The following is a 20,395-nucleotide window of genomic DNA, read 5'->3' as shown; positions in this document are numbered from 1 at the left end:
AGCTCCCCCATCGCCAGGCAACGACCCAAGCTGAGCCCCAACGGGCCGACAGGCCAACCGGTTCCGGTCAGTCCCAGGCGTCCGGGAGCTGCTCGACGCGGTAGGTCACGCGGCTCACCGTGCCGCTGGCGTCGGCGAGCTCGACGCGCCACCCGTCCGCGAACTGATCCACCCCCGCGATCATCGGGATCGTCCCGCTCATGAAGATCGTGCCTGGTTGGAGCAGCTCCGCGGCACCGAGCTTGTCGATCCAGTAGCCGGGGCCGAGCAGCTGCGCCGGCGTACCGTCCTGGATCAGCCGCTCCCCCTCCGGCCCGGTGACCCACGCGCGCAGCGTGAACGCGTCGAACGTCTCCGCGACGTCCCCCCAGCGCCAGGCGACGTCGCCGAGGAAGTCCGGGGCCGACTGCTTCGACCAGGCGACGCCGTGGGTCTCCAGCGCCCGGTCGGTGTGATCGCAGGCCGCCGTGACCAGGTAGTCGGCGGGACCCGCGGCGTCCTGCGGGACCACCAGCGCCCACTCGGCCTCGCCGGAGGTGCGGTCGTGCGGCACCGCGACCCGCTCGCCCTGCACCGCGAGGTAGTCCGACAGCGGATACATCGTGGGGATCCGATCGGGGCCCGGCACGCCGAGTTCGGCCAGTTCGTCGATGTGTGCCTGCACCTCCGCCGTGTCGCGACCGGCGTAGCCGCCGTTCAGCACGCGGCTGACCTGCACCTCGACCTCTTGCGTGCCGCCGTCGGCACCCGCCACCCGAAACCGCAGTGTTCCCATGACCCCTCCTGGATGCGCCGTTATCGACGCCTCGCCCGGTAACAATTCCCGCCAGGGTATTGCCCTGGACGACTGTATACAACGAGTATGACGTGACTCGTTTCGAAAGGGGAGCGCTTCGTGACCTCCACACAGACCTCCGCGCACCGGGCCCACACGCCCACGGAGCGCCGGGCCCTGCACAAGGCCTTCGCCGCCAGCCTGTCCGGAACCGCGCTGGAGTGGTACGACTTCGCGCTCTTCGGGGCCGTCACCGGAACCGTCTTCAACAAGCTCTTCTTCGCGGGCGACGACCCCGCGATGGACACCGTCAAGGCGTTCATGATCTACGGCGCCGGCTACCTGGCCCGCCCCGTCGGTGGCGTCTTCTTCGGCCGCCTCGGCGACGTGATCGGCCGCAAGCGGGTCCTGGTCTGGACCCTGCTGCTCATCGGCCTCGCCACGGCAGCGATCGGCGTCCTGCCGACGTACGGCAGCGTCGGCCTCTGGGCGCCCATCCTCCTGGTCACCATGCGCTTCCTGCAGGGCGTGGGCGTCGGCGGCGAGTGGGGCGGCGCGGTGCTGCTGTCCAGCGAGTTCGCCCGCCCCGGGACGCGCGGGCTCTGGGCCTCCGCCGCGCAGACCGGCGTGCCCCTGGGCAGCTTCCTGGCCAACGGGCTCGTCCTGATCATGACGGCCACCATGAGCACCGAGACGTTCGTGTCCTGGGGCTGGCGGCTCGCGTTCGGGCTCTCCCTCGTGCTCGTCGGCTTCGGGCTCTACATCCGGCACAAGCTCGAGGAGACCCCGGTCTTCCAGCGCCTCGCCGAGCAGGGCGAGGCCCCGAAGGCCCCGGTCACCGAGGTCTTCCGGACCCAGCTGCGGGCGCTGATCGGCGCCATCCTGGTGCGCTTCGGTCCCGACGTGCTCTACGCCTTCTTCGCCGTCTACGTCATCACCTGGCTGCAGTCCGGGCCCAACAAGCTCACCTACGCCCAGGCGATCACCTGCACGATGAGCGCTGCGTTCCTGCAGATCTTCTGCATGCCGTTCGCCGGGTGGGTCTCGGACCGGATCGAACGCAAGAAGCTGTACGCCGTCGCGGCGATCCTCGGCGGGATCTGGATCTTCGTGTTCCTCGGCATGCTGCAGACCCGCAACTTCGCCCTGGCCTTCGCCGGCGTCATCGTCGGCCTGCTGCTGCACTGCTTCATGTATGCCCCCCAGGCGGCCCACATCGCCGAGCAGTTCCACGCCCGGCTGCGCTACACCGGCAGCTCGCTGGCCTACACCTTCGCCGGCATCTTCGCGGGCGGCCTCGCCCCGACGATGTTCGCGCTGTTCGACAAGGACTGGAAGAACAGCTGGCTCATCGGCGTGTGGGTGGCCGCGGCCTGCGCGATCACCCTGATCGGCCTCGCCATGGGCCGGGCCGTCGTGGACGACGCCGACCTGGTGCTGGAGGATCACGCGCCGGCGGCCGCCGAACGTCGGGGCTGACCGCCGGGATGCCGATGATCCCCTCAGCTGCCGACGAGCCGGCGCCGGGTCGCCTCCAGGTGGGCCGAGATGGCCGCGTCCACCAGCGCCGGGTCGCCGGCCTCCAGGCCGTCCACGATCGCCACGTGCTCCGCCAGGACGTCCTCGAGTCGCGCGCCCGGTCGGCGTACCGCCGTGACCCCGATCAGGACGTGCCGGACGCGCAGCCCCTCGTACATGTCGTCCACGACGTCGTTGCCCGCCGAGGCGATCAGCAGGGCGTGGAAGTCCCGGTCGGCCTCGATGAATGCCTTGGCGTCGCCGCTGAGCCCGCGCTGGATCTCCACTGCCGCGCGCATCTTGGCCACCGGGGCCCGGCCCCGCGCGATCGCCGCGCGGGCACACCACTGCTCGATCATCTCGCGCGCCGCGAAGACCTGACTGGCCTGCGCCCCCGTCAGGGTCGGCACGAAGGCCCCGCGGTGCGGCACGAGCTGCACCAGGTGTTGCGCCGAGAGCATGAGCAGCGCCTCGCGCACGGGCGTGCGGGAGACCCCGACCGCCTCCGCCACGTGCTGTTCGTTGATGAACGTGCCGGGCAGGTCGGGGTCGGACAACAGCTCGGCGCGCAAGTATTCGTACGCCCGGTCGCGTCCGCTGGGCACGTTCGGCATACCCCTTGTATTACAGGAGATCGGCCATGAATTCACCCCACCTGCGCCTCGCCGCTGCACAGATTGCCGCCACCGAGGACCCCGAGACGAATCTGCGCACGATCGTCGCGGCCGCCGAACGCGCCGCCGGCGCCGGGGCCCAGATCGTCGTCTTCCCCGAGGCGAGCATGGCGTGCTTCGGCACCGCGCTGGCGTCGGTGGCCCAGCCGCTCGACGGCCCGTTCGCGAGCGGCGTGCGGGCCGCCGCGGGCCGGCTCGGGATCGCCCTGGTCGTCGGCATGTTCACCCCCGCCCCGGGTGGCCGGGTCCACAACACGCTGCTGCTGACCGGCCCGGACGGCGAGGTGAGCTACGCCAAGATCCACCTGTACGACGCGTTCGGCAGCCGGGAATCCGACACCGTCGCCCCGGGCGACCAGCTGGTGACCACCACCGTCGCCGGCGCCCGGGTGGGCCTGGCGACGTGCTACGACCTCAGGTTCGCCGGGCAGTTCACGGAGCTGGGCCGGGCCGGCGCCGAGCTGATCCTGGTGCCCGCTTCCTGGGGCGACGGGCCGGGCAAGGCCGAGCAGTGGGACCTGCTGACCCGGGCCCGCGCCATGGACGCGCAGGCCTACCTGCTCGCCTGTGGGATGGCCTGGCGTCCGCCGCAGGGCGCCGACCCGCTCGGCATCGGCCGGTCCGTGCTGGCCGACCCCCTGGGGCGCGTCTGCGGGCGGCTGGGCCACGAGGAGGGGCTGCTCCTCGCCGAGGCCGACCTCGGGACGGTCGCGCCGATCCGGGCGCGGGTGCCGATTCTCTAGGCGGGCCCGTAACCGGCGATTCTCGCCGATCCTCGCGGCTGCCAGGCCCAGGGATGGATGCCCCCTTGTGCGGGGGCGAGGCTTCCCCCCACGATGGCGGGCATGTCCGCGCGCTCCCCTGCCACGCCGGTGATTCGCCGTGCGCTGCAGGACGAGGTGTACGACGCGGTGCTCGCGATGTTGCTCGGCGGGGAGATCGCGCCCGGGCGACCCGTCGGCATCGATTCGCTGGCCATGCGCCTGGGGGTCTCCCAGACGCCGGTCCGGGAGGCCTTGGCCCGACTGGAGGGCACCTCGCTGATCGAGCGGTCCGCGATGCGCGGCTATCGGGTGGTCTCGCCGATGGACCCCGGCCAGGTCAGGGAGTACTTCGACGCCCGCGTCCTCGTCGAGGTCGCTGCCGCCAAGCGGGCCTACGCCCACCGCGAGCACGTCGTCCCGGCGCTCACCCTCGCCGCACTGACCCATGCCGAGCTGGTACGTGGCCTCGCGCTGTCCGCGGAGGCGCAGGTCGCGGCGCCGGGCGCGCGGGCGGTACTGATCCGACGGTGCATGGAGGCGGACATGGCCTTCCACCGGGTGCTCGGCGAGCACTGCGACAACCGCTACCTGCGGGACATGACCGGGCGGCTGGCGACGTCGCCGCTGCGGATGACCCGGCTGGCCACCCTCCAACCCGCCGAGGCGGACCGCACCGTGGCCGAGCACGACCGCATCACGCGCGCGTTCGCGGACGGCTCCCGGGAGGAGGCGCAGGACGCCGTACGGCGGCACGTGCTGGCCGCCCGCGACCGCGTACTGGCCGAGCCGCACCGCAAGGCGCACGGCGCCAAGGCCGGCCATCGCGACGTGGCGCGGGATCCCGCGGTCCGCAAGACTGGCCCGCATGAGTGATGACCAGAAGATCACCGTCAGCCGCGTCATCGACGCCCCCGCCAAGGACATCTTCCGGGTGCTCTCCGACCCGCAGAACCACGCGCTCATCGACGGCACCGGAATGATCGTCTCCGACGAGAAGACCGACCGGATCACCGCCAACGGCCAGGTGTTCCGGATGAACATGCACAACGAGCGGTTCAACGACTACCAGATGGACAACCGGGTCACGGGGTACGCCGAGAACAAGCTCCTCGCCTGGATGCCCGGCATGGTGGGCTACAACGACGGCGCACCCGGCGGCTGGGAGTTCGTCTACGAGCTGGCGGCCCAGGGCGCGGACGCCACCGAGGTGACGCTGACCTATGACTGGAGCAAGGTCACCGACAAGGGCATTCTCAAGACCCTGTCGTTCCCGGTGCTGTCGGCCGAGCAGCTGGAGTCCTCGTTGGCCCGGCTCGCCGAGGCCGTCGCCTCGTAGGGGCTGAACGCAGGAGCCGGGGCAGCGGGCGAGCCGGCCGGGCCAGGAAGGCAAGCCGCGCCGCCGGCCTCACTGGCCCGGACCCGGCCCCTGCGTAACCTCGGGGTGGATCGGGGGCAGCGGGTCCGGCAGCCCCGGCGGCGGAGCGCCGTGCCGCGCCGTGAAATACGCGACGTAGGCGTGCACGGCGCTCGGCAGCGTGGCGAAGACGTACTGCTCCCCCACCCGGTCCGTGAATCCCGCCTTGGCCAGGTCGTCGGCCAGCTCGTGCTTGACGCGGGCCATCGCGAACGTGACCCAGCGCTCCGCGAGCGCCGCCCGCAGGCTCTCCAGCGCGTCGAGCGCGGTGAGATCGATCTCGTTGATGGCCTCCGCGTTGAGGACGAACCACTCGGGCTCGCCGACGCCCTCGTCGAGCGCCTCCAGCGCCCGGCGCCGGAAGTTGTCGGCATTGGCGAAGAATAGCGGGCTGTCGTAGCGGTAGACGATCAGCCCCTGGATCTGCTGGGCCGTCGGGTAGTCGTCGATGTCGTGCATCCCGGCGCGGCCCGGGACGTAGCCGAGCACCCCGTCGTGCGGGTCGCCGATGCGACGCAGCAAATCGATCACGGACAGCACGATCGCGATGCCGATCCCGGTGAGCACGTCGAAGACGACGACCCCGGCGCCCGTGGCAACGGCGAGCCACAGCTCGCTGAGCCGGAAGCGCCACAGCCGGCGCAACTCGGGCACGTCGATGAGGCGCAGCGCCGCGTAAACCACCACGGCACCGAGCGCCGCCGTCGGGAACGCCGCGAGGACCGGCCCGCCGACGTACATCGTCAGCACGATCCCGACGACGGCGACGAGGGAGTACAGCTGGGTGCGGCTGCCCATCGAGTCGCCGAGCACCGCACGGCTGCCGGAGCTGCTGACGGGGAAGCCGTGGGTCAGGCCGGCGGCGATGTTGGCCAGCCCGAGGGCCGTGAACTCGGTGTTGGCGTCGATGCGCTCCTTGCGGCGCTCGGCGAGCGCCCGCCCGGTGAGGACGTTGTCGCTGTAGCCGACGATCGCCAGCCCGAGCGCCGCGGGCACGAGCTGACCGACCGAGATCCCCGTCAGGTCGGGCAGGCGCGGCGCGGGCAGGCCGGCCGGTACGGCGCCGACGGTCCGCAGCCCCGCCTCGCGCAGCGGGGTCCAGGCCACGGCGGCCGCGCAGGCGAGCATCACGACCAGCGGCCCCGGCGCCAGGGGGACGAAGCGGCGCAGGAGCAACAGCGCCACCACCGACATGATGGCCATGACCAGCGTCGGGACGTGGATCTGGTCGAGGTGGCTGGCGGCGTCGGCGACCTGGCCCAGCGCCCCGTCGGCGGCGATCTTGCGACCCGTGATCTTGCCCAACTGGCTCGCGATCATGAGGACCGCGATCCCCGCCATGTAGCCGACCAGCACCGGCCGGGACAGCAGCCCGGCCAGGAAGCCCAGCCTCCCGAGCCCCCCGAGCACGCAGAAGAGCCCCACCAGGAGGGCCAGGGTGGCCGCCACGTCGGCACGGCGGTCGCCCCCGAGTGCCCCGGCAACGCCCGCCAAGGCCACGGCCGTCATCAGGGCGGTGGTGGACTCCGGGCCGACCGACAGCTGCCGCGAGGTGCCCGCGAAGGCATAGACCACCAGCGGGCCGAGGCAGGCCCACAGCCCCATGACCGCGGGCAGCCCCGCCACCTCGGCGTACGCCATCACCTGCGGGATCAGGTAGGCGGCCACCGTGATGCCCGCGAGGAGGTCGCCGCGCAGCCAGCGGCGGTCGTAGCGCCGCAGCACGACGTACCCGGGCAGGTAGCGCTCGACCGGGCGCCGCCGATCCGGGACGTGGTGATGCGACCGCGGCCTCCCCGCGTGGGAACCTCGGCGAACCGCCTCCCGCCAGCCCATACGTTCGACGGTACGCCGGGGCGAACCGCGCCGGCGCTAGATCACGCCGAACGCGAGCATGGCGTCCGCGACCTGCGTGAAGCCCGCGATGTTGGCCCCGGCGATGTAGTCGCCCGGCATGCCGTATTCCTCGGCGGTCATCATGCAGGACCCGAAGATGTTCTGCATGATCTCCTTCAGCCGGTTGTCCGCGTATTCGAACGACCAGCTGTCGCGAGACGCGTTCTGCTGCATCTCCAGGGCGGAGGTGGCCACGCCACCGGCATTGGCCGCCTTGCCCGGGGCGAACTTGACCCCGGCCTCGCGCAGCAACCGGGTCGCCGACGGCGTGGTCGGCATGTTGGCGCCCTCCGCCACGATGCGGCAGTCGTTCTTGATGAGCTCGCGCGCGCCCGAGTCGCCCAGCTCGTTCTGGGTGGCGCAGGGCAGGGCCACCTGGCAGGGAACGCTCCAGACCTCGCCGCCCGCGACGTACGTGACCCCCCGTTCCTCGGCGTAGTCGCTGATCCGGCCGCGGCGGACCTCCTTGACCTCCTTCATGAGTTCGAGGTCGACCCCGGCGTCGTCGACGATGTAGCCGCCGGAATCGGACATGGCCACGACGGTGCCGCCCAGCTCGATGACCTTTTCGGCGGCGTAGATCGCGACGTTGCCCGAGCCGGAGACGACCACGCGCTTGCCGTCCCAGTCGGTGTGGTCGGCGCGCAGCATCTCGTCGGCGAAGTAGACCAGCCCGTAGCCGGTGGCTTCCTTGCGCACTTGCGAGCCGCCCCAGGTCAGGCCCTTGCCCGTGATGACGCCGGCCTCGTAGCGGTTGGTGATGCGCTTGTACTGGCCGAACAGGTAGCCGATCTCGCGGCCGCCGACGCCGATGTCGCCGGCGGGCACGTCGGTGTATTCACCGAGGTGACGGTAGAGCTCGGTCATGAAGGACTGGCAGAACCGCATGATCTCGCCGTCCGACTTGCCCTTGGGGTCGAAGTCCGAGCCGCCCTTGCCGCCGCCGATGGGCAGCCCGGTGAGGGCGTTCTTGAAGATCTGCTCGAAGCCCAGGAACTTGATGATCCCGAGGTAGACGCTGGGGTGGAAGCGCAGGCCGCCCTTGTAGGGCCCGAGCGCCGAGTTGAACTCGACGCGGAAGCCGCGGTTGATCTGCACGTGGCCCGTGTCGTCGATCCAGGGCACCCGAAAGATGATCTGGCGCTCCGGCTCGCAGATGCGCTCGATGATCGACGCCTGCACGTATTCGGGGCGCTTGTCCACGACCGGGTTCAGGCTCTCCAGCACCTCGAGGACGGCCTGATGGAACTCGGACTCCCCGCCATTGCGTCGCAGGACGGTCTCGTAGACGGGCTGGAGCTGGGGGTGTAGGTCGGTCATCTCGGCCTCTCCGGTGAACAGGTGTATTTGTCCAACCTATTGCCTGGAATCGGCTGCGCGATGCGCACGCGGCTCGTAGCTTCGGCCACAACGGGGCGAATCGTTCGGCGCGCGAGCACCTCGACGCGGCTGGCCTGCGACGTCGGGACGCGCCCCGGCGACCGTTCGGCGATGGCCGGTCCGAGCCGACCAAAACCGCTGCGCTCTAAAGAGGGACAAGTTAAGCTGACTTTGGCGAAAGGAGCCCCGACATGGCGCTTGCGAAGCGGCTGCAGAACCTCGGAACCGAGACCGCCTTCGCGGTCTCCGCGACGGCGGCCGGCTGGGCCGCCCGCGGCAACACCGTCTACCCCTTCCACCTGGGCGACATCGACCTCGCCACCCCCGCGAACATCGTCGAGGCCATGACCAAGGCCATCGCCGACGGCAAGACGGGCTACTGCCCCGGGCCCGGCATCCCGCAGCTGCGCGAGGCGCTGGCGGCCGACATCAACGGCTTGCGCGGCACCGACTACGGCCCCGACAACGTCATCGTCCAGCCCGGCGGCAAGCCGGTCATCACCAAGTTCCTCCAGGCCGTCATGGATCCCGGCGACGAGGTGCTCTTCCCCAACCCGGGCTTCCCGATCTACGAGAGCCAGATCGAATACCTGGGCGGCGTCGGACTGCCCTACGGCTACGTCCCCACCGAGACCGGCTTCCGCCTCGACTTCGACCGGATCCGCGCGCAGGTGACGCCCAAGACCAAGGCGATCATCTACAACGACCTGCAGAACCCCATCAGCGCCGAGTCCACCGACGCCGAGCGCGAGGAGGTCGCGAAGTTCGCCCAGGAGCACGACCTGTGGGTGCTCTCCGACGAGGCGTACTTCGAGACCCGTTACTCCGGCACCAGCAAGTCCATCGCGTCCCTGGACGGCATGAAGGACCGCACGGTCATCCTCTACACGTTCTCCAAGAAGTTCGCGATGACGGGCTGGCGCCTCGGCGCCGCGATCGCGCCGGCTGAGGTGGCCAAGTACATGTCCACCATGAACACCAACAACGAGTCGTGCACCACGCACTTCGTGCAGTACGGCGGCGTCGCCGGGCTCACCGAGGACCAGGGCGAGGTCAAGAGGATCCTCGAGGTCCTCAAGGGGCGCCGGGACGCGGCGTACGACGCCTTGACCGCCATCCCCGGCGTGAAGCTGGCCAAGCCGGAGTCGACGTTCTATCTGTTCCCGGACGTGACCGAGACCATGGCGCGGGTCGGCATCGACGACCTCGCCGCGTTCGCCGAGGGCGCCCTGCACCATGCCGGCTGCTCGTTCTGCACGCGCAACCACTTCGGCCGGCCGCTGCCGGGCGAGGACCGCAAGTTCATCCGCATCGCCTACTCCGGCATCTCCGCCGAGCGGATCGCCGAGGGCCTGGGCAAGCTCAAGGAATGGGTGGAGAGCAAGTGAGCCGCATCGTCATCGCCAACCGCATCCCCGCCTCCGCCGTCGAGGCGCTCCAAGCCCGCCACGACGTCGACTACCACGACTCCGAGGAGACCATCACCCGTGACGAGCTGCTGCGCCGCATCGCCGGCGCGGACGCCGTGGTGACGCTGCTGACCGAGAAGGTCGACGAGGAGTTCCTCGCCGCCGCCGGTGACCAGCTCAAGGTCGTGGCCAACGTCGCGGTCGGCTTCAACAACATCGACGTGCCGGCCTGCGACGCCCACGGCGTGGTGGCCACGAACACCCCCAAGGTGCTCACCGAGACCACCGCGGACACCGCGTTCGGGCTGATGCTCATGGCGACCCGCCGGTTCGGCGAGGGCGAGCGCATCATCCGCTCCGGCACGCCGTGGCAGTGGGGCATGTTCTACCTGCTCGGCATGGGGCTGCAGGGCAAGACCGTGGGCATCGTGGGGATGGGCCAGATCGGCCAGGCGATGGCCCGCCGGTGTGTGGCCTTCGGGATGGACGTCGTCTACAGCGACGAGTTCGAGCTCGACGCGGCGACGGCGGCGGCGCTCGGCGGGGCCCGGAAGGTGTCCGTCGACGAGCTGCTGGCCACGGCCGACGTCGTGTCGCTGCACTGCCCGCTGATGGACTCGACCAAGCACCTCATCAACGCCGAGTCGCTGAGGAAGATGAAGCGCACGGCGTACGTCGTGAACAGCGCCCGCGGTCCCGTCGTCGACGAGGCGGCGCTGGTCGATGCGCTGAAGAGCGGCGAGATCGCCGGCGCGGGGCTCGACGTGTTCGAGAACGAGCCGGCAGTCCACCCCGGGCTGCTGGAGTGCGAGAACGTCGTCCTCCTGCCGCACCTGGGCTCGGCGACGACCGAGACCCGCACGGCGATGGCCGACCTGGCGGCGCAGAACGTCCTCGCGCTGCTGGACGGCGGCGAGGCGGTCACCCCGGTGACGAAGAAGACCCGCCTGTAAGAAACCGGCCGCACGGACCAGCGGCCGCACGTAACCACCCGGCCGCACGTGACCACTGCCGCACTAGCGGTCGGCCGCACCTGGCCATCGGCCGAGCAACGACCGTTCGTGACCTGCGCGTTTGGTGCCATGGCACCCTTTGCGCAGGTCACGAACGGTCATGGGCGGTGGCGGGCGGGCTCGGACCCGTGGGTCAACGCACGAGACGCCGTACGCCGGGGACGCGGCGCGCCGCCTCGCGGAGCTGGGCGACGCCGAAGACCGCGACGAGGTAACCCAGGAAGCCGGGCGCGGCCAGGAGCCCGCACGCGAGCAGCCCCGCCGCGCCGCGCGGCAGGTGACTGTGCACGAGCATCTCGAGGCCGAGCGTCACCGCCGCCGCCGCGGCGGCCCAGCCCCACGGGATCGACCGGCCGAACCACTCGATCGGCGTGCCCAGCTTCCGCGGCGCCGCCCAGGACAGCCAGGCCGCCGAACCGACCTGTGCGGCCGCCGTGCCCGCCACCACGCCCAGCATCCCGAGGGTGACCCACCCGACGATCGACAGCACGACGTTCAGGGTCAGGCCGATCAGGGACGAGCGCAGGCTGAGCCCGGGCTGGCCCAGCGTGAGGCACCACATGTTGAGGACCGACCCGAGCATGGCGACGACGGCCCCCGCGAACAGCACGGTCGCCACCGGCGCGGAGGTGGGCCCGAAGGAGTCGCGCAGCCAGGTGGCCACCCCGTAATACGTGGCCGGCAGGCCGACGGCGCCGTAGCCGACCAGCGCGCGCACCCACACCCGCTGGATCCGTTCCGCGGTCTGGCGGGCAGCCTCCGCTCCCTCGGCGCCGACCCGTTGGCCGATCATCGCCTGCAAAGGGCCGAAGGCGTTCAGCGGCATCATCTTGAGGTTCTGGGTGAAGTTGGCGCCCTGCCCGTACGGCCCCGACAGCTGCGCCCCCAGCATGCGGCCCGCGACCAGCTGGTCCTTCTGGGCGCTCGCCATCGCGATGAGGCCCGTGATCTGCACCTTCCAGGCGTACCCGAAGAACTCCCGCGCCACCGCCCGGTCCATCCAGCCGACCCCGCGCCGGTCGACGTACCGCAGTCCCGCCGGCACCGAGATCAGCGCACCAACGAGCTGTTGCGCCACGAACGTCGCGGCGACGCCGCGCAGGCCCCAGTCGGCGCGGATCGTGAGGATCATGCCCGCGACGTAGACGAGGTAGCCGGCGATGATCGCCGTCGAGGTGATCCGGAACCGGGCGTGCGCGAACAGCAGCGAGTTGTAGAGGTTGCGGATGAGGATGAAGGCGAGGAGGACGACGAGGACGCGCAGCAGCAGGGTCGTCTCGTCGAAGTACGCCGCGGACACCCCGAAGAACCGCAGCAGCGCCGGCGCGGCGAGGAACAGCGAGCCGAACACCACCGTCGTGCCCGCGGCGAAAACCGCGGAGACTGAGGTCAGCAGGCGCGTGGCGGCGGCCCGATCGCCGCTGCCCGCGTAGAGCGTGAAGAACCGCATCGACGCCTGGCCGAGGCCGCCGTCGAACTGCGCCAGCAGCATGGTGATCGTGTTGACCAGCAGAAAGATGCTGTAGCGGTCGTGGCCGAGGCCGACGATGAAGTACGGCGTGAAGCCCAGGTTGATGACCACCGGCACAAGCTGCGCCAGCGTCTGCCAGGCGGTGCCGCCGGCCAGCGCGCGCCCCACCCCGGGACCAGGTCCACGCGCGGGGCCGGCCCCGGCGGCCGTGACCGTCTCTTCGGCGGCCGCCTCCTGGATCGCGTACTCCTGCGCGAAGGCCTCGTCCTCGGGAGCGCGCCGGGCCGGCCCGCGGCCACGGAACGAATTCCGTTGGCGACGTGCGTTGCTCGCGAGGCGGCGGGTCACCCGATCAGGGTACGTGGGCGGCTGGACGTCGCCGACACGCGACCCGCTCGCCCCCACTCACGTGGCCTTGGGCCCCGGCGCCCGTTGGCCGTAGCCCGCGATCTTCGCGGCGACCTCGGCGATCGCGCCGTCGGGCAGGATCCGCGGTTCCCCGGCGGCGCGGGTCCGCAGGTAGAGCTCGCAGAGCCATTCGAGTTCGAGCGCCAACGTGTACGCCGTCGCCAGGTCCGGGCCCGCGACCACGCTGCCGTGGTTGGCCATGAGCGCGGCCCGGCGGGGCGGCGGCCCGGTGAGGGCGCGCTCGACGTTGGCGGCGAGTTCGGCGGAACCGTACGTCGCGTAGTCAGCGACTCGTACGTCGGGGCCGCCGAAGAGGGCGATGTAGTAGTGGACCGCCGGCAGGGCCGTGACGCCCACGAGGCTGGCCACTGCGGTGGCGGCCGGCGAATGGGTGTGCACCACCGCCGCCTGGCCGGTAGCCCGCAGCGTGGCCAGGTGCAGGTCCAGCTCGCTGGCCGGGCGCAGCGGGCCGTCGACCTGCTCGCCGGTGGCGAGGTCGACGACGGCGACGAGGTCGGGGCGCAGGTCCTCGTACGGCAGCCCGCTCGGCGTGATCGCCAGCAGCTCCCCCTCGCGGATCGAGAGATTGCCGGCGGTGCCGACGATCAGTCCATCCGGGCCCAGGCGGGCACAGGTGGCGGTGATCAACTCGCGCGCGTCCTGCAGCATCATGGCGCCATCGTCCTCCACGCCGCTGCTCGACTGCCGCCCCGCTCCATGCACTGGCGCCCCACTTTCGGCACTGCCGCCCTATTACCCCGACTGGCGCCCCTCTTCAAGCAGGGCGCCAGTGAGGGAAAGAGGGCGGCAGTCGGAGAAGCAGGGCGCCAGTCGGGGAAAAAGGACGGCAGTCGGGCCGAGCGAGGTAGCGGTTCCGACGCCGCGTGCTACCGCGTGGGGCGCCAGAGCATCAGCGCCTGGGAGTCGGCGCTAGACCCGCGGCGGGGTCGCTGACCAGGCCGTACGGCGACGACCTCGCCATGCCGGCCGGCCGCGAACACGCGCTGCCCAGCACCGAGGAGGCCGGCCGCCCGGGCGGCCTCCGCCTCCAGATCGGCGACGCGGCGACGGAGCCGGTCGATCTCGTCGGCCATGGCCATGATCCGCTGGATTCCCGCGAGGCTCACGCCCTCCTCCTGGGAGAGTCTCTGCACCTCGCGGAGCTTGGTCACGTCGTAGCTGCTGTACCGCCGTCCCCCGCCGCGGGTCCGTTGGGGGGTGACGATGCCGAGGCGGTCGTACTGGCGCAGCGTCTGGGCGTGCATCCCGGCCAGCTGGGCGGCCACCGAGATCACGAACACGGGGGCGTGTTCGTCGTGTACGAACGCGATCTCCGGCGCGTGGTCCGCACGAACGTAGGCGACGTCCGGACCGGTGCGCCGGGCCCTGCCGTTGGACTCGCCGGCCATGTTAGTCGGTCCTGGCCTTGCGGGTCAGCTCCTCGCGCGGATCGTAGCCGGCGTCCTGCCGCTGCAGGACCTCCACCGCGTCGCGGGCCTCGTCGGACAGCCGCTGCGGGACGACCACCTGCACCTTGGCGAGCAGGTCACCCGACGTACCGTCCTTGCGGTGCACCCCGCGGTCCTTAACGCGCAGGACCCGGCCTGAGGGCGTCCCCGGCGCGATCTTGACCTTGACCGAGCTGCCGTCGAGCGTGGGGACCGGGACGGTCGCGCCGAGTGCCGCCTCGGCAAACGTCACCGGAAGGTCCAACTGCAGGTTGTCGCCGTCGCGGGTGAACACCGCGTGCGGCCGTACCGTGATCTTGAGCAGCAGGTCGCCGGGCTCGCTGGAGATGCCGGTCGGGGGCTCGCCCTTGCCGCGCAGCCGGATCGTCGCGCCGTCCTTGACGCCGGCGGGGATCCGCGCGGTGATGGTCTTGCCACCGACGCCGCTGATCGTCACGGTGTCGCCGTTGACGGCCTGCTTGAACGACAGGGTTGCGGTGGCGTGCAGGTCGCGGCCCTTGCGCGGGCCGCGCCGCGGGCCGGTCTGGGTCGTGCCGCCGGCGCCCGGGTAGAAACCGCCGCCCGGTCCGCCAGGAGCGCCAGCCCCACCGAAGCCGCCCGCCGCGCCGAACATGCCCAGCAGGTCCTCTAGGTCGGGGGCGTCCTGCGACGTCGTACCGCCGAAGCCGCCCCGCCCGCGCCCGTAGCGCGGGTTGCCCTGGGCAGCGCCACCCCCGAAGAACTGGCTGAACACGTCCTCGAATCCGGCGGCGCCGCCCGGGCCGCCGGCCCCCGCGGTGAACCGGGCGCCGCCGCGGCTCATGGCCCGCACGGCGTCGTACTGCTTGCGCTGCTCCGGATCGGAGAGCACCGCGTAGGCCTCGCCGATCTCCTTGAACCGCTGCTCCGCGCCGCTGTCCCCCGGGTTGGCGTCCGGGTGCAGGTCGCGGGCGAGCTTGCGGTAGCGCTTCTTGATCTCCTTGGGGTCAGCGTCGGAGGGGACGCCGAGAATGGAATAGAAGTCCTTCTCGAACCAGTCCTGGCTGGCCATCTCGCCTCCTTAGTCTGCCTTTGGGGTGATCGTCTCGGCCGCCCTCATCCTGAGGGCATCGCCGCTGGTGAAACCGCGGGTGGGCGGCAAATGTTCCGTACGTCGGGCGCCGGCACGACACCGTACGCCGAGCGCCGGGCGCCGCCTCAGGACGGGTCCGCCACGGCGACCATGGCGGGCCGGACCAGGCGGTCGCCGATCCGGTAGCCGGGCTGCATGATTTGGACCACGGTCATCTCGGTGGTCCCCGGCGCGAGCTCGGCCTGGACGTGCATGACCGCCTCGTGGACCATCGGGTCGAAGGTCTCGCCGGGCTCGCCGTACCGCTGCACGCCGTACTTGGCCAGCACGCCCTCGAACTTCTCCGCGATCTTGGCGAACGGGCCCGTCTCGAGGTCGCCGTGCAGGCGCGCGAGGTGGATCTCGTCCATCACGGGCAGGAGGGCCTCGACGAAGCCGGCGATGGCGCGCTCGGACTCCACGGCCCGGTCGCGGTCGACGCGGCGCTTGTAGTTGACGTATTCGGCCTGGAGGCGCTGCAGGTCGGCGAGGCGCTCGGCGGCCAGCTGGGCATCCGAGCCGCTTGCGGCCTGCGCGGCAGGGGCATCGGCGGCCTGCGTTCCGGGAGTCGGCGCCTGCGCAGCGTCGCCCAACGGCGCCTCGGTGAGCTCCGGCGATTCCTCGGTGGGCACCGCCGTCGCCGGGGAATCGTCGCCGGCTGGCGGGGTGGCCTCGGTGTTCGCCTCGGGGTCCACGCCCTGGATGGGGTCGGCCGACTGCGGCGGCGGGACCTTGCTCTCGCCGCCGGTGCTGGCCTGGACGTCCTCGTACGCGCCCCGGGCCGCCGCCTGCTGGGCCGGGGTGTGGTTCTCGCTCATCGCCTTAGTCTCCTTGCCGAACTCGCTCGCGGCGCTTCAAGTGTGCCCTGGCGGGGCCGCCCTGCTGCGGACGGCCCCGCCAGGAGGGGATCTGACGATCCCAGGTGGTGCGGGTCAGCTCACTTCTTCGGCTCGTCGTCGTCGACGACCTCGGCGTCGACCACGTCGTCGTCACCGGCGGAGGAGCCGTGGGCGTGGCCGGCACCCGCCGTACCGCCCTGCTCACCGGCACCGGGCGCACCCGCGCCCGCGCCCGCGTCGCCGGCCGCCTGCTCGGCCTGCGCGGCCGCGTAGATCGCCGAGCCCATCTTCTGGGACTCCTCGTTGAGCTTGGTCACCTTGGCGTTGAGGTCCTCGACGCTGGGGGCGTCGTCGCCGGTTTTGGCGAGCGCGGCCTTGAGGTCGGCCAGGGCCTCCTCGACGGGGGTCTTGGTCTCGGCGGGCACCTTGTCGCCCGAGTCGGCCAGGAACTTCTCCGTGGAGTAGGCCAGCTGCTCCGCGGTGTTGCGGGCCTCGGCCTCCTCGCGGCGCTTCTTGTCCTCCTCGGCGTGCTGCTCGGCCTCGCGGACCATCCGGTCGATCTCCTCCTTCGGCAGCGCGCTGCCGCCGGAGATCGTCATCGACTGCTCCTTGCCCGTGCCACGGTCCTTGGCGGAGACGTGGACGATGCCGTTCGCGTCGATGTCGAAGGTGACCTCGATCTGCGGGATGCCGCGCGGGGCCGGCGCGATGCCGGTGAGTTCGAACGTGCCGAGCGGCTTGTTGGCGCTGGCCAGCTCGCGCTCGCCCTGGAAGACCTGGATGAGCACCGACGGCTGGTTGTCCTCGGCCGTGGTGAACACCTCGGAGCGCTTGGTCGGGATGGCCGTGTTGCGCTCGATGAGCTTGGTCATCAGGCCGCCCTTGGTCTCGATGCCGAGCGAGAGCGGGGTGACGTCGATGAGCAGGACGTCCTTGCGCTCACCCTTGAGGACACCGGCCTGCAGCGAGGCGCCGATGGCGACGACCTCGTCCGGGTTGACGCCCTTGTTGGGCTCCTTGCCACCGGTGAGCTTCTTGACCAGCTCGGTCACAGCCGGCATGCGGGTCGAACCGCCGACGAGGACCACGTGGTCGATGTCGGACAGCGAGATCCCGGCGTCCTTGATGACCTGCTCGAACGGGGACTTGCAGCGGTCCAGGAGGTCCTGGGTCATCTGCTCGAACTGCACCCGGGTGAGGGTCTCGTCCAGGTGGATGGGGCCGTTCTCGGACATCGACAGGTACTGCAGCGAGATGTTCGTGCTCGTCGAGGAGGACAGCTCCTTCTTGGCCTGCTCGGCGGCGTCCCGGAGGCGCTGCATGGCGATCTTGTCGTTCGCCAGGTCGACGCCGGTCTGGTTCTTCACCGTGGTGAGCAGGTGCTTGACGATGCGGTCGTCCCAGTCGTCGCCGCCGAGGCGGTTGTCACCGTGGGTGGCGCGCACCTGGATCGTGGAAAAGCCGTCCTCGGGGTCCTTGCCGACCTCCAGGAGGGACACGTCGAACGTGCCGCCACCAAGGTCGAAGACGAGGATGAGCTCGTCCTCCTTGCCCTTGTCGAGGCCGTAGGCCAGCGCGGCCGCGGTCGGCTCGTTGACGATGCGCAGCACGTTGAGGCCCGCGATCTCGCCGGCCTCCTTGGTGGCCTGGCGCTCGGCGTCGTCGAAGTACGCCGGGACCGTGATGACCGCGTCCGTGACGGGCTCGCCCAGGTAGGACTCGGCGTCGCGCTTGAGCTTCTGCAGCACGCGGGCGCTGATCTCCTGCGCCGTGTACTTCTTGCCGTCGATCTCCGGGCTAGCCCAGCTCGTGCCCATGTGGCGCTTGACCGAGCGGATCGTCCGGTCGACGTTCGTGACGGCCTGGCGCTTGGCGATCTCGCCGACCAGCACCTCGCCGTTCTTGGAGAACGCGACGACGGACGGGGTGGTCCGGCCGCCCTCGGCGTTCGCGATGATGGTCGGCTCGTTGCCCTCGAGGACGGAGACGGCCGAGTTGGTGGTACCGAGGTCGATGCCTACTGCACGAGCCATGTGTGGTTCTCCTGGTCGTTGTGGTACGTCGGGTGGTCTGTGGTCGCCCGGGTGGATGGGCGGGACGCCACTCGTTCGGGGCTCTCGGGGGAGGTACGCCGGGTGCCGTCGGCACTCGTCGTACGGCCTCCGCACAGACCAGCTCGGATCGCTTCCATCCCTGGAGGAAGCGGGCCGCCGGCCGTCGTACCCGGACGAGAGGCATCACGCCCGGCTGCGCCGGACTTGATACGTCGAGACTCAATCTCCGGGTCGGTCGCGGCCCTTGTCAAGCTCACGCTCACCGAAGTTGAGTACATCTGACTCAACCTCGACTGGCCGCCCAATGTTCCCGGGCGACTGTGACGTGCGCCACAGGTGAGGGTCGCTCCTCGATAAACATGTCGTTGTTTCACGTTCGTGTCGCAGGTTTGCGCTATCTCGCCCAGACGTCCGCGGTCGACTTGGGAGGCTGGCAAGCATGGAGGTCAAGATCGCCGTAGCAGCGCTGGTGCGCGACGGACGAGTACTCCTCGGCCACCGCCACCCGCAACGCCGGTGGTATCCCGACTGTTGGGACTTGATCGGCGGACATGTAGAGGCAGGCGAGTCCGCGAAGGAGGCCGTGCGGCGCGAGTGCCGAGAGGAACTCGGCGTAGAGATCGAGGTCGCCGTACCGGTCGACATCGGGTTCAACGACCCGAACCTCACGATGACGGCCTTCGTGGTAACGCGATGGCGAGGTGAGCCAACGAACGCGGAGCCCGACGAGCACGACGACCTGCGATGGTTTACGCCGGAGGAGATCGGCGATCTCACCCTCGCCGATCCAGGCACTCGCTCCGCCTTGCAGGACGCAGCCAGGCGCTCCGCCTAGAGCAGCGGAGAACTGGACAAGCACTTCTGTGCCGTAGGTGGCCCAAAGGGATCCGCATGCCAACGAGGCATGCACCGGCTGCCCGCTGGGTCGAATGCTGGGGGCCTGCGAAAGTCAAAGCGCAGACTCCAGCCATGCGGCGAGGGTCGCGGCGCCGTCGTCGGCGCGTTCCTGGGCGGCGAGCTCGGCTGCGCGGGGGCGAGACGTGGCGCTTCATGGACGGCGGCCGTCACATCGTCGCCGGTGAGGTCGAAGAACGGTACGGGTCGCAACCCCACGCCGAGCTCGTGCATTCGCCGGGCGAAGTAGGGCTGGTCCGTAGCGATGGGGGTGACCAGTTGCGGTACGCCCGCAGCGAGGGCCGTGGCCGTAGTGCCGGAGCCCCCGTGGTGCACTACGAGCGAGCAGCGCGGGAACAGCTTGTCGAAGGGCGCCTCGTCAATGAGGTGGACACGATCGTCGACGTCACCGGGCTCAAGTCCGGTGCTGGTGGAGGTCACGACCCTGGCGCCCGCGCCCAAGGCGCCCCGGACCCGGGCGCGGAGCAGGGGGCGCATGTCGTCGGCCGACAGCGTGCCGGCGCCGAGGAAGACCGGTGGCGTGCCGGCATCGAGAAAACTCAGGAGGGCGGGGTCAAGATCCTCGGAGGACGCCAGCCGCAGGAACCCCGTCGCCGGGGTCCGTCTGCCGGAAGCCGGCGCGACCCGGCGGCTGACCGCGAAGGCCGTCCGCGGGATGTGTCGCAGCGTGGCCCAGGCCCGCCACGGCGGCTCGCCGTAGTGGGCGAGGGCGGCGCGTGCGGCCGGCATGATGTACGGCACCACGCTCGTGCCGGCCCGCAGCGAACCAGCGAGGTTTCGCAAGGACGGGCCTGCCTCGGGGGCATAGAAGGAGCTGTCGCCACGGAGCCCGACGCCGAAGGGCGAGAACGCGATGAGGGCGTGCGGCTTCGGGATATGACGCTGCACGACGATACCGCCGTACAGCAGCATCCCGGTCAGGATGACGGCATCGGAGCGCTCGTATGCCCGAACGAGGGCGGGCATAGCCTGGTGGGCGGTCGCCTGCATGGCGTCGCGAATCGCCTCATCTGCCCGACCAGGAGAGGCGAGCGCCTCGGTCGACCAGGACCAGTCGGCGAATAGGCGGTGGGGGTCGACGGCCACGCCGTACGAGCCGATCCAGTCGGCGTACACCTCGTCGGCCATGACCGTGACTGAACCGCCCTGGGTTTCGTTCCGTTCCTTTATCGAGAGGATGGGAACATGCCCGCGAAGTATCCGCAATCGTTCAAGGACCGTGCGGTCCGGATGGTGCTGGACAGGCTCGAGGCCGATGAGGAGGGCCTGTCCAGGGGGTGTCAGATTCTCTGTGTAAGGGGTCACT

The 20,395-nt window shown here is 70.8% G+C and carries 18 protein-coding genes; 7 read left to right on the top strand and 11 right to left on the bottom strand.

The features are described from left to right. Positions 1-67: 67 nt before the first annotated feature. Positions 68-775: a DUF2848 family protein gene (locus tag IPK37_10365; GenBank protein ID QQR99459.1), complete on the bottom strand. Its 708-nt coding sequence runs from the start codon at positions 773-775 to the stop codon at positions 68-70. Positions 776-895: 120 nt separating this feature from the next. On the opposite strand from IPK37_10365, the gene IPK37_10360 reads away from it, so the two are divergent. Then, complete coding sequence (locus IPK37_10360) at positions 896-2,254, top strand: MHS family MFS transporter (GenBank protein ID QQR99458.1); 1,359 nt, start codon at positions 896-898, stop codon at positions 2,252-2,254. A gap of 23 nt (positions 2,255-2,277) precedes the next feature. Here the strand turns inward: IPK37_10360 and IPK37_10355 are convergent, their stop codons facing one another. Then, entirely contained in the window at positions 2,278-2,907 is a 630-nt protein-coding gene (locus IPK37_10355; protein QQR99457.1) for a GntR family transcriptional regulator, read from the bottom strand. Positions 2,908-2,933: 26 nt separating this feature from the next. On the opposite strand from IPK37_10355, the gene IPK37_10350 reads away from it, so the two are divergent. The 3 genes from IPK37_10350 to IPK37_10340 all read left to right on the top strand — a co-directional run bounded on the left by IPK37_10350 (position 2,934) and on the right by IPK37_10340 (position 5,067). Then, positions 2,934-3,710, top strand: coding sequence for a carbon-nitrogen hydrolase family protein (locus tag IPK37_10350; protein QQR99456.1), 777 nt, complete (start codon positions 2,934-2,936; stop codon positions 3,708-3,710). 102 nt (positions 3,711-3,812) lie between these two features. Next, positions 3,813-4,604: a GntR family transcriptional regulator gene (locus tag IPK37_10345; GenBank protein ID QQR99455.1), complete on the top strand. Its 792-nt coding sequence runs from the start codon at positions 3,813-3,815 to the stop codon at positions 4,602-4,604. Continuing rightward, on the top strand, positions 4,597-5,067 hold the full coding sequence (locus tag IPK37_10340) for a polyketide cyclase (GenBank protein ID QQR99454.1): 471 nt from the start codon (positions 4,597-4,599) through the stop codon (positions 5,065-5,067). Before IPK37_10345 ends, IPK37_10340 begins: the two co-directional genes overlap by 8 nt. Before the next feature lie 69 nt (positions 5,068-5,136). Here the strand turns inward: IPK37_10340 and sulP are convergent, their stop codons facing one another. Then, a complete protein-coding gene (sulP, locus tag IPK37_10335; GenBank protein ID QQR99453.1) occupies positions 5,137-6,981 on the bottom strand; it encodes a sulfate permease in 1,845 nt (614 codons plus the stop codon). 36 nt (positions 6,982-7,017) lie between these two features. Further along, complete coding sequence (gene gdhA / locus IPK37_10330; GenBank protein ID QQR99452.1) at positions 7,018-8,361, bottom strand: NADP-specific glutamate dehydrogenase; 1,344 nt, start codon at positions 8,359-8,361, stop codon at positions 7,018-7,020. A 251-nt stretch (positions 8,362-8,612) separates the two neighbouring features. On the opposite strand from gdhA, the gene IPK37_10325 reads away from it, so the two are divergent. Both IPK37_10325 and IPK37_10320 read left to right on the top strand, forming a co-directional pair. Then, a complete protein-coding gene (locus IPK37_10325) occupies positions 8,613-9,809 on the top strand; it encodes an aminotransferase class I/II-fold pyridoxal phosphate-dependent enzyme (GenBank protein ID QQR99451.1) in 1,197 nt (398 codons plus the stop codon). Then, complete coding sequence (locus tag IPK37_10320) at positions 9,806-10,783, top strand: D-glycerate dehydrogenase (GenBank protein QQR99450.1); 978 nt, start codon at positions 9,806-9,808, stop codon at positions 10,781-10,783. Before IPK37_10325 ends, IPK37_10320 begins: the two co-directional genes overlap by 4 nt. A 193-nt stretch (positions 10,784-10,976) precedes the next feature. Here the strand turns inward: IPK37_10320 and IPK37_10315 are convergent, their stop codons facing one another. From IPK37_10315 to dnaK, 6 genes are all read right to left on the bottom strand, one after another. Then, positions 10,977-12,662 carry a polysaccharide biosynthesis C-terminal domain-containing protein gene (locus tag IPK37_10315; protein ID QQR99449.1) on the bottom strand — a complete coding sequence of 562 codons (1,686 nt, stop codon included), beginning with the start codon at positions 12,660-12,662 and terminating at the stop codon, positions 10,977-10,979. 57 nt (positions 12,663-12,719) lie between these two features. Further along, entirely contained in the window at positions 12,720-13,394 is a 675-nt protein-coding gene (locus tag IPK37_10310; GenBank protein ID QQR99448.1) for a class II aldolase/adducin family protein, read from the bottom strand. 215 nt (positions 13,395-13,609) lie between these two features. After that, complete coding sequence (locus IPK37_10305; protein ID QQR99447.1) at positions 13,610-14,131, bottom strand: helix-turn-helix transcriptional regulator; 522 nt, start codon at positions 14,129-14,131, stop codon at positions 13,610-13,612. Position 14,132: 1 nt separating this feature from the next. Continuing rightward, entirely contained in the window at positions 14,133-15,221 is a 1,089-nt protein-coding gene (locus IPK37_10300) for a DnaJ domain-containing protein (GenBank protein ID QQR99446.1), read from the bottom strand. A gap of 146 nt (positions 15,222-15,367) precedes the next feature. Further along, positions 15,368-16,099 (bottom strand): nucleotide exchange factor GrpE, encoded by a 732-nt coding sequence (gene grpE, locus IPK37_10295; protein QQR99445.1) that lies wholly within the window; start codon positions 16,097-16,099, stop codon positions 15,368-15,370. Between the two features lie 119 nt (positions 16,100-16,218). Then, the gene (gene dnaK / locus IPK37_10290) at positions 16,219-18,153 is read right to left on the bottom strand and encodes a molecular chaperone DnaK (protein ID QQR99444.1); all 1,935 of its coding nucleotides are present in this window, start codon (positions 18,151-18,153) and stop codon (positions 16,219-16,221) included. A 460-nt stretch (positions 18,154-18,613) separates the two neighbouring features. On the opposite strand from dnaK, the gene IPK37_10285 reads away from it, so the two are divergent. After that, entirely contained in the window at positions 18,614-19,009 is a 396-nt protein-coding gene (locus tag IPK37_10285) for an NUDIX domain-containing protein (GenBank protein ID QQR99443.1), read from the top strand. Here IPK37_10285 and IPK37_10280 read toward each other — a convergent pair. After that, positions 19,006-20,394, bottom strand: a complete 1,389-nt coding sequence (locus IPK37_10280; GenBank protein QQR99442.1) for a glycosyltransferase family 1 protein — start codon at positions 20,392-20,394, stop codon at positions 19,006-19,008. The two genes, IPK37_10285 and IPK37_10280, sit on opposite strands and share 4 nt — an antisense overlap. Between the last annotated feature and the right edge of the window lies 1 nt (position 20,395).

Source organism: Austwickia sp., from assembly GCA_016699675.1.
In the GTDB taxonomy this organism is placed as follows: domain Bacteria; phylum Actinomycetota; class Actinomycetes; order Actinomycetales; family Dermatophilaceae; genus Austwickia.
The sequence above is the reverse complement of the archived record's forward strand: the minus strand, read 5'-3'. Positions and strand labels throughout refer to the sequence as shown.

Coding starts and splice junctions, on each gene's coding strand:
- IPK37_10365 (QQR99459.1), bottom strand. CDS start 775: ATGGGAACACTGCGGTTTCGGGTGGCGGGTGCCGACGGCGGCACGCAA.
- IPK37_10355 (QQR99457.1), bottom strand. CDS start 2,907: ATGCCGAACGTGCCCAGCGGACGCGACCGGGCGTACGAATACTTGCGC.
- IPK37_10350 (QQR99456.1), top strand. CDS start 2,934: ATGAATTCACCCCACCTGCGCCTCGCCGCTGCACAGATTGCCGCCACC.
- IPK37_10345 (QQR99455.1), top strand. CDS start 3,813: ATGTCCGCGCGCTCCCCTGCCACGCCGGTGATTCGCCGTGCGCTGCAG.
- IPK37_10340 (QQR99454.1), top strand. CDS start 4,597: ATGAGTGATGACCAGAAGATCACCGTCAGCCGCGTCATCGACGCCCCC.
- sulP (QQR99453.1), bottom strand. CDS start 6,981: ATGGGCTGGCGGGAGGCGGTTCGCCGAGGTTCCCACGCGGGGAGGCCG.
- gdhA (QQR99452.1), bottom strand. CDS start 8,361: ATGACCGACCTACACCCCCAGCTCCAGCCCGTCTACGAGACCGTCCTG.
- IPK37_10325 (QQR99451.1), top strand. CDS start 8,613: ATGGCGCTTGCGAAGCGGCTGCAGAACCTCGGAACCGAGACCGCCTTC.
- IPK37_10310 (QQR99448.1), bottom strand. CDS start 13,394: ATGATGCTGCAGGACGCGCGCGAGTTGATCACCGCCACCTGTGCCCGC.
- IPK37_10305 (QQR99447.1), bottom strand. CDS start 14,131: ATGGCCGGCGAGTCCAACGGCAGGGCCCGGCGCACCGGTCCGGACGTC.
- IPK37_10300 (QQR99446.1), bottom strand. CDS start 15,221: ATGGCCAGCCAGGACTGGTTCGAGAAGGACTTCTATTCCATTCTCGGC.
- grpE (QQR99445.1), bottom strand. CDS start 16,099: ATGAGCGAGAACCACACCCCGGCCCAGCAGGCGGCGGCCCGGGGCGCG.
- dnaK (QQR99444.1), bottom strand. CDS start 18,153: ATGGCTCGTGCAGTAGGCATCGACCTCGGTACCACCAACTCGGCCGTC.
- IPK37_10285 (QQR99443.1), top strand. CDS start 18,614: ATGGAGGTCAAGATCGCCGTAGCAGCGCTGGTGCGCGACGGACGAGTA.